Genomic DNA, 10,885 nt, shown 5'->3' with positions numbered 1-10,885 from the left:
TTAAGAAGAAATGGAAGTTTTTCAGTGCCCTTTTTATACAGGGCTTGTATATTATTTAGTGCCGTACATGATCATGGTATTTCTTGCAATTTGTATCGGAGCCGCAAGGGGATTTTTCAGTCTGAAGCTAATGGGTGAAGCACTGGCTCTGTTTGGCATCCATCTGATCATATATTTACTGATATATTTCAGCGTAGTGCTGATCTTATGTATTACGGGAAATCTTCTTATGGGAATCTTCTGTATGGGGATGCTCTACTGCTACGGACCAGGACTGAGCCTGCTTCTGGGAGGCTACAGATATGGATTTTATGAGACCTATTATATAGAAAAAAACTATGGGCTGATCCGTTTCCTGAGAGAATATATTTCTCCTGCAGGGCTGATAAATCAGTTTGCTGAAGCTTATCAAAAAGGAGAAGGCATGAGGCTTTTTATGGTTCTCCTGGTGCTGACAGTCCTTTTGACATATTTATCTTATGTGGCTTATCTGAAGAGGCCTTCTGAGTCGGCGGGATCACCTATGGTTTACAGGGGAGCTGCTTTTATTGTTAAAATAATGGTTGTGATCCCTTGCGGACTGGGAGCTGGATATTTCTTTTATCTGATCCCTATAAGCAGTATGAAGACATTCTGGTGGATATTTGGGCTGATTCTTGGAACAGTGCTTTCCCATGGCTTTATGGAAACAGCATACCAGATGGATTTTCATTGCTTTTTCAAAAAGAAGATTCAGCTTTTGGCAGCAGGGCTGATCGTGGCAGCCTGTGCCATGGTATATGAAACCGACCTGTTTCATTATGATTCCTATGTTCCGCCGAAGGAAAAACTGGCATCGGTCAGTGTGGATATGAATATGTTTTCTAACAATATGGGAACATACATAAAAGAAGTAGAGGACGGTATTTATCAGGTAGGAATGGAGTCTGCAGACTGGGATCTGAGAGAGTACAGTGTTTCTGGAAAAAAAGAGATTGGTGATAAAACTTACAATGCGTTTTGCAGTATAGCTGAAAAACAGAAGGAAAGGGGAAAGAAATACGAGAAAGGGGATCATATTGTTGAGGGGACAAACAGTGATATAGTATTAAAAACCGGAGTTATGTATAAGTTGAAATCCGGAAAGAAGATATATCGTAATTACCGTATCAATGCCATTGAATCTCAGGAATTGATCCAATGTCTGTATGAGGAAGAAAATCTGAAGGATAACGTTTTGGATATGCTGGATCTTGGTACGGAATATCTGGATGAAATGTATTTTAATGCGGCCGATGGACGGGGATATATGATTTTCCAGGAGCAGAAAGAGAAATGGGCAGAACTTTTAGAGGCTTTGAAGAAAGATATTGAGGATGCCGGGGCAGAGAGTTTTACAGGAATTCCATGCTGCAGTATTCAGCTAACCTACAGTCTTCCAGGGGTTATGAGTGTCAGTACTCTGGTTCCGGGAGAAGAGAACCGAAAGGAGTATGCGTACAGTACGATAAATGTCCTGCCGGAATATACACATACATTGTCTGTTCTGGAAGAGACCGGATATCCGATTACCCTGGATGACATTAAAATAAAAAAAGCAACAGTCCAATATTATGGAAAGGAAAAAGAAAAAACAGCAGTGTATGAAAAGGCGGAAGAACTGCAGAAATTAAAAGATGCTGCGGTTCCTGCGGGAGGCTTTTATTCATGGCTGGAATGTGAAGAGGATGTCAGCGTGATCTTTCAGACAGAACAGGGATATGAGTTTTATGTACGGCTTTTAAAGAATAAAATTCCTGATTTTGTACAAAAAGATTCAGAGGAAGAAAAGGTATCTGTGATCGGTGGTGCAGACGGTCCCACATCTATTATTATAAAACCCAGAGAGGAAGATCAGACAGATGAGTAAAACAGTACGACTTGATAAGTTTCTGGCAGATGCAGGCAAAGGTACAAGGAGTGAAGTGAAAAAATACATCCAGAAAGGCCTGGCGGAGATTAACGGGCAGACCGTGAAAAAACCGGAACAGAAAGTTGGACCGGAGGACAGAGTTCTTTTTAAAGGAGAGGAAATTGCCAGAGAACCGGAGCATGTGTATTATCTTTTGCATAAGCCGGCGGGATATGTATCGGCAACAGAGGATAAGCGGGACAGGACAGTAATGGAGCTGATCCCTTCTGCCAGAAAAGGTCTTTTTCCGGCGGGGCGTCTGGATAAGGATACAGAAGGGCTTCTTCTGATCACAGATGACGGGGCGCTGGCTCATGAACTTCTTTCTCCTGCCCGTCACGTAGAAAAAACCTATTTTGTCAGAACAGAAGGACAGGTGACAGAGGAGGATAAAGAAAGACTGGAGCAGGGAATTGATATCGGGGAAAAGCGCCAGACACTTCCTGCAAAGGTGAAGCTTCTGGAAAAAGAGGATATCTCAGAAGAAGGAGTTATGCGTCATGTGCGCCCGGAAACTCTTCCAGAGGTATATACAGAACTTCTTCTTACCATCAGCGAGGGAAAATTCCATCAGGTAAAAAGGATGATGGAAGCGGTGGGCAAACCTGTGATCTATCTGAAACGAATATCCATGGGACCTCTTACTCTTCCGGAAGATCTGAAAAAGGGAGAATGCCGTCTTCTTACAGAGGAAGAAATCCGAAAATTAAAAGACGCAGGAAGAACTTCAGATGAAAAATCTGAGAAATGTTGAAAATACAGGAAAAAACAATGAAAACCCTCTTTACATGGAGGGTTTTCTTATGCTATAATTCAGAAGTTGCAAAATAAACACGCGTGGAGATTCCGATGGATGGTGCCCATACGGTGTGACGGCGGGTCTTGATAGAAAATGATCTGCGCGGAAGAAATCAACCAAAAAGGAGAAAAAACATGAGCGTTATTTCAATGAAACAGCTTTTGGAAGCAGGTGTTCATTTCGGACATCAGACAAGAAGATGGAACCCTAAAATGGCTCCGTACATCTACACAGAGAGAAACGGTATCTACATCATCGACCTTCAGCAGTCTGTAGGTATGGTTGACGATGCATACAATGCAATCGCTGACATCGTAGCAAACGGCGGAAACATCCTTTTCGTAGGAACAAAGAAACAGGCTCAGGACGCTATTAAAGTTGAGGCAGAGCGCTGCGGACAGTTCTATGTAAACGAGAGATGGCTTGGCGGTATGCTTACAAACTTCAAGACAATCCAGAGCCGTATTGCAAGACTGAAAGAGATCGAGGCTATGGAGGCTGACGGAACATTTGACGTGCTTCCTAAGAAAGAAGTTATTGAGTTAAGAAAAGAGCTTACAAAACTGCAGAAAAACCTTGGCGGTATCAAAGAGATGAAACGTCTTCCGGACGCTATCTTTATCGTTGACCCGAAAAAAGAGAGAATCTGCGTACAGGAAGCTCATACATTAGGTATTCCGCTGATCGGTATCTGTGATACAAACTGCGATCCGGAAGAACTTGACTATGTAATCCCGGGTAACGACGACGCTATCCGTGCTGTAAAACTGATCGTTTCCAAGATGGCAGACGCTGTTATCGAGGCTAATCAGGGTACAGCAGAGGCTGACGGCGAGATCGAGGCAGAGTCTGAGGAATTCGCTGAGACAGTAGAAGAGTAATTTTATCATATTAAATTATTCAGGAGGAAATAGAGATGGCTATTACAGCAGCACAGGTAAAAGAATTAAGAGAACTGACCGGCGCCGGAATGATGGACTGTAAGAAAGCTCTTACAGCTACAGAAGGCGATATGGATAAAGCAGTAGAGTTCCTTCGTGAAAAAGGACTTGCAACTGCTCAGAAGAAAGCAAGCCGTGTAGCAGCAGAGGGTCTTTGCAAGACTGTTGTTGCAGAGGATGCTAAGAGCGCAGTTGTTGTTGAGGTTAACGCAGAGACTGACTTCGTAGCAAAGAATGAGAAATTCCAGAACTACGTTGCAGACGTTGCTGCACAGGCACTTACAACTACAGCAGCAGACATCGACGCTTTCCTTGCAGAGCCATGGGCACTGAGCAGTGATCAGACTGTAAAAGAAGCTCTTGCAGCTCAGATCGCAGTAATCGGCGAGAACATGAACATCAGAAGATTCGCTCAGGTAAAAGAAGAGAACGGATTCGTTGCTTCCTACACACATATGGGCGGAAAGATCGGCGTTCTTGTTGACGTTGAGACAGACGTTGTAAACGATGCTGTAAAAGAGATGGCTAAGAACGTTGCAATGCAGATTGCAGCTCTGAAACCTCAGTACACAAGCGACAGCGAAGTAAGCGCTGATTACCTTGCACATGAGAGAGAAATCCTTATGGCTCAGATCATGAACGATCCGAAAGAGTCTCAGAAACCTGAGAAGGTTATCAAAGGAATGATCGAAGGACGTATTAAGAAAGAACTGAAAGAGATCTGCCTTCTTGACCAGACTTACGTTAAAGCAGAGGATGGAAAACAGTCTGTTGCTAAATACGTAGAGCAGGTTGCAAAAGAGAATGGCGCTAAGATCACAATCAAAGGTTTTGTTCGTTTCGAGACCGGCGAAGGAATCGAGAAGAAGGAAGAAGACTTTGCAGCAGAAGTTGCAGCTCAGATGGCAGGCAAATAAGCAAAGTTTGCTTAGAATTTCATAATGAAATTTATCCCCACAATTGATGCGAGTGCATCAGTTGTGGGGAATTTTGTTATAGAAATCTAATGAAGAAACAGAACCTATATTTATTTTAAGGTGCTTAATTCTTTGAAGGCAGCTTCCAAATCTTTTCGGATAGAAATAGACTGGGGGCATACCAATTCGCATTTGCCGCATTTTTGGCACTGATTGCCTCTGGAAGACGGATCCATATCCTGGAAAAATGCCTGTTTTGTCTTTTCCTTGTTGCCATACATGGAAAAGTCATTCCAGATCCGGAAGTTTTTGGGAATATTTACGCCAAATGGACAGGGCATGCGGTAAGAACATTCGGTACATCCGTTGTTGGTCCGTTTTTTTATGTTCTCTGCTGCCTGCCTGAATATCTGTGTCCACATAATTATACTGGATCTGACAGAAATCCCAGGCCCGGTAGGAGGCGATTGTTTCAAACACTTCATATGTAATGAAAGGTAAAAAACAGTATTTAGATAAGATTTATAACAGCCCCAGTTCCTAAAGCTGCAAAGTTCCGGATTGTTTGATCTTCTGGTATACTTCCAGACAGACATCTTCTCTGTGATGAAGAAGAAACTGCTCCAGCTCACTCTGAAGTTTGGGAGAGTCTGAAATCAGATTTACAACATGAGAGGAATAGCGTGTACCGCTTCCGGCCTGAAGTTCACCAAGTACCTGACTAAGTGTTTTTGTCCGGGCATAGCTTCGTCCAAGATAATCGGTGGCGGCATCCAGAGAGTCACAGATACTAATAATATCAATCAAGATTTTATCCGGCCTATTTACCGCATCAAAATCAGATGGATATCCGTAGGAACCATCGCTTGATTTATGATGACCTGCGGCAATGCCGATGTATTTGTGCAGAGAGGGAATCTGCTGTAAAATTTTCAGACTGGATACAGGGTGATATTTGATTACCTGAAATTCAATGTCTACGAGCTTTCGATACTGCATATTGATTACATTCGTACAGTGTATTTTTCCAATATCGTGCAGCAGCGCTCCTGTTTCAATAAAATTGAGGATTTCATCCTTTCTGCGGTTGATTTCTGCTTCAGACTGACAGGAAAGCACGCCGATAAGGTATTCCGGGTGCTGGTCGATCATATGACTGGTTACAATCTTTGCACATCGGCTGAGGATCACTGAGTGAAATAATGTCTGGGGCTGTCTGTATACAGTCAGCTGGAGAAGAGTGGGAAGAATTTTGTCTTCTTCCAGATATCTGACAGCAGGAATAAGATAGAGAGAAGTATTGATATCAGCCACACTTTCCATGAAGGTATTGCTGGGAAAATGGTTATATACATCAAGTAAATGAGCAAATATCTGACGGATACTGTGTACACAGTCCGGGCAGTCTGTAATCAGAACAAGCATGCAGCTGAGAATCAGATTAAAACAGTCAATATTTTCATCGTCATATTCTTCAAAAGTGCAGAAACGTTTATGAGGCAGAATGCTTTCGCAATTCATAATCTCCTGATGAACAGCCGGGGCAGATTTTTCTTTTAAGAAATATTCCAGCATCAGACAAAGTGTCTGATATTTGGCATAGCCTTCCGGAGATTCATCGGACGGGTGCTGATCTTTCAGCTGTCTGGCAATGGAAAGCTGCATATGAAGCTGTTTTTGAGTGAAGTTATTCGCATTTGAATGAATGGTTAATCGAAGAAAGCTGCTTGTCCAGTGGTTTTCAAAATAAGGAATAACGGAATTCAAAGGTAAAGACATATCTGCTTCAGCCTGAAAACGGTGAAGCATCCGCATCCTGTTTTCGTATTCTTCAAAAAAACGAGAAACCGGTAGAAAAGGAGGATCATTTACATATTCGGATGTAATAAAGGACTGAAAATCATAAAAACTCATTCCAAGACTTTTTTCTTCTTCACTTAATTGCTCGTAGAAGGATTCAAAAATAGGAATTGCGTGCTGATAAAGTTCCATGATTTCTTTTTTTAAACATTTTACATTGAGAAAAAAATAGACAGAAAGTATAACCATATCGCATTTCATTAATGCCACAGGGTCGTTTTGTGTTTCATAAAATGTATAGAGACTGCGAGCCAGCTCATAAGCGGCGGCAATATCCTCAAAACGTGTACTGTACCTGTACAAAAAAGAAAGCAGAGGATCTGCTACATTTTTGGTCCACGGATGACTTTCTCTTGTAAAATAATAAACATGCTGCTGAAGATATGCACTTTGCTCCTGATATTTTTTTTCGAGCTTCTGAGCCTTCGTAGAAAAATCAGCCAGCCACTGCTGAGGCTCTTTGTTCATCTGAAAAGAATTGATCTCTTCCAGTTCCCGTATCTGGTCAAAATAAATCTGAAAATAATTCTGCCATTCTTCGCGTGTGGTAAAACCGTGTTCTCCTTCCATACGTCTCCCCCTGTTAAACTACTGAAAAAAGTATAACATATGAATGCAGATAAATCCAGTCTGGCCTATGACAGGAAAGACTGGAAATACCGGAAGTAATTCCTGCATGAATTTTGCTGTCATACTGGATATTTTGCAGAATACAAAGTATAATCAAATTGATATTTTATAAGGTTGGAGCTGCTGCCTGATATAAAATTTTTATCATTCGTCAGGTATGGTTGTGGAGGAACAGAAAATGTGGATATTATATGCAGTAGGTTCTTCTTTTTTTGCGGGAATTACCGCAATTCTTGCAAAATGTGGAATCAAAAAAACAGATTCGGATGTGGCGACCGTGATTCGAACGGTTGTGGTTCTGGTATTTTCGTGGCTGATGGTTCTGATTACCGGAAGCGGGAAGGGGATTCCCGAACTTAGTGGAAAAACGGTGCTGTTTCTTGTTTTGTCTGGACTTGCGACGGGGGCTTCCTGGATCTGCTACTTTCATGCTTTGCAGAAGGGCGACATCAATAAGGTTGTTCCCATTGACAAATCCAGTACAGTTTTAACTATTCTGCTTGCGCTGATTTTTCTGGGAGAAGGCATTAATGCTGGAAAAATAGCAGCTGTTATTCTGATCGGCGGCGGTACGCTTTTGATGATCGACAGAAAAGTTACAGAAAGAAATCAAAAGAAACAGAAAGACTGGCTGATCTATGCAGTTCTTTCGGCGGTTTTTGCCAGCCTTACAGCTATTCTGGGAAAAATTGGAATCCAGAATGTGGACTCTAATCTGGGAACAGCCATCCGTACCACAGTTGTGTTGCTGATGGCATGTCTTATGGTAGTTATTACCGGAAAAGCTAATCAGATCAGGAAAACTGACAGAAGAGAACTGAGATTTATTATATTGTCTGGTTTTGCAACAGGCGCCTCCTGGCTGTGCTATTACAGAGCGCTTCAGGATGGACCTGCCAGTGTTGTGGTTCCGATCGACAAGCTGAGTATTTTGGTCACGATTTTCTTTTCATGGCTGGTGTTTCATGAGAAACTGTCAAAAAAATCTGTGTGCGGTCTGACCGGAATTGTGGCTGGAACCCTGCTGCTGGCAATACTGTAGACAGATATGAGCAGTTGATGTGGTCAAAATGGAAAGCGGCCGTATTGCTATCCGGTGGTACATTTGATAAAATATGGAGGTATTATGCAAAACGAATGATGAGGTGATTAGATGAGCGAGACAATGATCAGAATCGTATCGCCGGAGGATGCAGAACAACTTCTGGATATTTATGCTCCTTATATCAGGGATACAGCAGTGACTTTTGAATATACCGTTCCATCTGCAGAAGAATTTAAAGAAAGGATCCGCCATACGCTGGAGAGATTTCCTTATTTGGCCGCGGTAAGAGACGGGGAGATTATAGGGTATGTATACGCAGGTCCTCTTCATCCTCGGGAAGCCTATGCCTGGTCTGCAGAAACTTCTATTTATGTGAAAAAAGATAAAAAAAATCAAGGTACGGGAAAACTGCTTTATGAAGCTTTGGAAAAAGTTCTGAAGGAGCAGAATATTCTTAGTGTCAATGCATGTATAGCATATCCGGAAGTGGAAGATGAATATCTGACAAAGGACAGTGTCAGGTTTCATCTCCATATGGGATATAAAATGGCAGCAGAGTTTCATAAATGTGCATATAAATTTGGGCATTGGTATAATATGGTCTGGATGGAAAAGCATATTGGAGATCATATAGAAAATCCGGCAAAACCCAAAACATTTAAGGAAGTGAGAGGAAGATTTTATCAATGGGAGAGATGAGAAGCAGCCCCAAACTGAAAAATATAGAATTTATCCGTATTTTTTTTGCTTTAAGCATTGTATATTTTCATCTTCTTCATTCATTTATGATTCCGTTTACCGGGGAAGCTGCAATCTATCAGGAACTTGCGCGGCAGTCAAAATATGCGAAATATATAGTAGAATGTTTTTTTATCATGTCAGGATATTTTCTGTATAGATCTGTCATGCTGCATTCTGAACAGAAAACGCTGGATTTTGTGCTGAAAAAGTTCATTCGTCTTTGGCCGGTATTTGCTGTATCGACCATTCTTTCTGTGATATTTCTGGATGTGCCTTTGCAGGAAGGCTTTCTGAATCTTTTTTTTCTGCAGTCTACAGGGCTGACTACTGCCTGGACAGGTCTTAACTGGTATGTATCTGCGTTTTTCTTTGCAGAACTATTTTATTTTCTGATGCATAAGGCTATGAAAAATTCACCGGGGATGAAATTAATAATCTGCCTGATTGTTTATTTTGGTTATGTGCTGAATATTATGTACACAGATGGCGGATTTGCACGAAAAGTGGTCTATGGTGTATTCAGTCTTGCTATGGCAAGGGCGGCGGCAGGTGTAGGGCTGGGATATCTGCTGGGCAATCTTTACGATGAAGCAAAAGAAAGATGGACAGGATTATATGCGCAGCATATGAATGCCAGTGTGGTTACAGCTTTGATTACCTTTACGGAAATTGGCAGTTTTTGCCTTTTAATGATGGATTTTTTTGTTGGAAAAAGGGTCGGAAAGAATCAGTTTGTGGTAGTAGTTTTGTTTTCTGTTTTCTTTTTTTGTATGCTGACAGAAAAAGGACTGTTTTCCAGACTGATCAGCAGGCTGCCTGTATGCAGGATGGGAAAATATGCGTATTCTATTTATGTCATGCAGGAATTTTCTTTTTATATTCTGGAAAAAACTTTCTGGAAAAATACAGATTTTATAAAGCTGCATGCAGGTGTGTCTCTGACAGTCTCTGTGGTATTTGCTGCAGCAGCAGGTGCGGTGGTCTGGCATCTGATTGAAAAGCCTGCATCGAAACTGGGGAAAAAGATTTTATTATAGAATAAAAACAGGAGAAAGGAATATATTTATCATGGGAAAAGTTCGTTACAGACTGATGGATACCATAAAAGGGCTGGCATGTATGGCAGTTGTACTCCTGCATTTTGGCTTTCCTGATCCATTGGGACTTATCATAAGACCTTTATGCAGCTTTGCAGTTCCTTATTTTTTCTTTGTATCGGGATTCTTTTGCACGGACAGCAGTAACAGGCTGATAAGATCTAATACATGGCGAAAGATTCGTCATATTTTAAGTCTGGTTGTGATTGCTGCACTGGTTTATGCTGTTTTTTGTGTGACTTGGAATCAGATGCTGGATCCGGACTGGAATATTGTGGAATATACAGCTTCACTTCTTACAAAAGACAAGATTGCAAAATTTTTCCTGACAAATGACCCGTTTGTGTACTCGCATTTATGGTTTTTGGGGGCACTGCTGTACTGTTATCTGACTGTGCTTTTGTTTGACGAAAAGAAAATTTCTCCGTGGATCATAATCGTAGCAGTACTTTTATGGATAGGATTTATTGCTTTTGGAGAACTGAAATATATTTTACCGATTCCCAGTTCAATTCCTTTATTTGACACAGGAAACAGAGCATATCTGTTTAACTGCTATCTGTTCCGAGCACTTCCGTTTTTTCTTTTTGGTATGCTGGCTAAGCTGAATGTGGAAAAAATCAAAAAGATCTTTTCCAAAATACCGCTTGTATATTTTTATGTGGTGATCATCTCAGGAATTGGTATTGCCTTATGGGAAAGAACCCATATCGGAGTGGTGCAGTTCTATATGGGAACATACCTGGTGCTGGGAAGTCTGTGTGTTCTGTCTGTGACCAGGCCCCAGATGGGAAATCCGCTGTTGGAATTTATCGGGCAGAAACTGTCCCTTTATGTTTATATTTTCCATATTATGATAGGCAGGTTTATTGATCTTGCAGCTAATAAGATAAGGGTGCCGGGAGAAAATGGTACTAGGATTCTG

The 10,885-nt window shown here is 41.4% G+C and carries 10 protein-coding genes; 8 read left to right on the top strand and 2 right to left on the bottom strand.

Annotation, left to right across the window (positions count from 1 at the left end; all coding sequences use genetic code 11):
• The first annotated feature begins 10 nt into the window (after nt 1–10).
• The 4 genes from RDS42_RS07945 (at nt 11) to tsf (ending at nt 4,587) form a co-directional block, all read left to right on the top strand.
• Entirely contained in the window at nt 11–1,888 is a 1,878-nt protein-coding gene (locus RDS42_RS07945; protein ID WP_308783177.1) for a DUF6449 domain-containing protein, read from the top strand.
• Nucleotides 1,881–2,684: a pseudouridine synthase gene (locus RDS42_RS07940; RefSeq protein WP_308783176.1), complete on the top strand. Its 804-nt coding sequence runs from the start codon at nt 1,881–1,883 to the stop codon at nt 2,682–2,684. Before RDS42_RS07945 ends, RDS42_RS07940 begins: the two co-directional genes overlap by 8 nt.
• A 179-nt stretch (nt 2,685–2,863) precedes the next feature.
• Nucleotides 2,864–3,610 (top strand): 30S ribosomal protein S2, encoded by a 747-nt coding sequence (gene rpsB, locus RDS42_RS07935; protein WP_022067527.1) that lies wholly within the window; start codon nt 2,864–2,866, stop codon nt 3,608–3,610.
• A gap of 35 nt (nt 3,611–3,645) precedes the next feature.
• Entirely contained in the window at nt 3,646–4,587 is a 942-nt protein-coding gene (gene tsf / locus RDS42_RS07930) for a translation elongation factor Ts (RefSeq protein WP_308783175.1), read from the top strand.
• Nucleotides 4,588–4,697: 110 nt separating this feature from the next.
• Here the strand turns inward: tsf and RDS42_RS07925 are convergent, their stop codons facing one another.
• Both RDS42_RS07925 and RDS42_RS07920 read right to left on the bottom strand, forming a co-directional pair.
• Nucleotides 4,698–5,009, bottom strand: coding sequence for a 4Fe-4S dicluster domain-containing protein (locus RDS42_RS07925; RefSeq protein WP_308783174.1), 312 nt, complete (start codon nt 5,007–5,009; stop codon nt 4,698–4,700).
• A 118-nt stretch (nt 5,010–5,127) separates the two neighbouring features.
• Entirely contained in the window at nt 5,128–7,017 is a 1,890-nt protein-coding gene (locus RDS42_RS07920; protein ID WP_308783173.1) for an HD domain-containing phosphohydrolase, read from the bottom strand.
• 238 nt (nt 7,018–7,255) lie between these two features.
• Between RDS42_RS07920 and RDS42_RS07915 the strand changes: the two genes are divergently transcribed.
• From RDS42_RS07915 to RDS42_RS07900, 4 genes are all read left to right on the top strand, one after another.
• The gene (locus tag RDS42_RS07915; RefSeq protein ID WP_308783172.1) at nt 7,256–8,119 is read left to right on the top strand and encodes an EamA family transporter; all 864 of its coding nucleotides are present in this window, start codon (nt 7,256–7,258) and stop codon (nt 8,117–8,119) included.
• Nucleotides 8,120–8,230: 111 nt separating this feature from the next.
• Nucleotides 8,231–8,821, top strand: coding sequence for an N-acetyltransferase family protein (locus RDS42_RS07910; RefSeq protein WP_308783171.1), 591 nt, complete (start codon nt 8,231–8,233; stop codon nt 8,819–8,821).
• Nucleotides 8,809–9,900 (top strand): acyltransferase, encoded by a 1,092-nt coding sequence (locus RDS42_RS07905; RefSeq protein WP_308783170.1) that lies wholly within the window; start codon nt 8,809–8,811, stop codon nt 9,898–9,900. Before RDS42_RS07910 ends, RDS42_RS07905 begins: the two co-directional genes overlap by 13 nt.
• A gap of 31 nt (nt 9,901–9,931) precedes the next feature.
• Nucleotides 9,932–10,885, top strand: a 954-nt coding sequence (locus tag RDS42_RS07900; RefSeq protein WP_308783169.1) for an acyltransferase, incomplete at its 3' end; no start/stop codon positions are given.

It is taken from the genome of uncultured Blautia sp. (genome assembly GCF_902497045.1).
Lineage (GTDB): Bacteria > Bacillota > Clostridia > Lachnospirales > Lachnospiraceae > Blautia_A.
The sequence above is the reverse complement of the archived record's forward strand: the minus strand, read 5'-3'. Positions and strand labels throughout refer to the sequence as shown.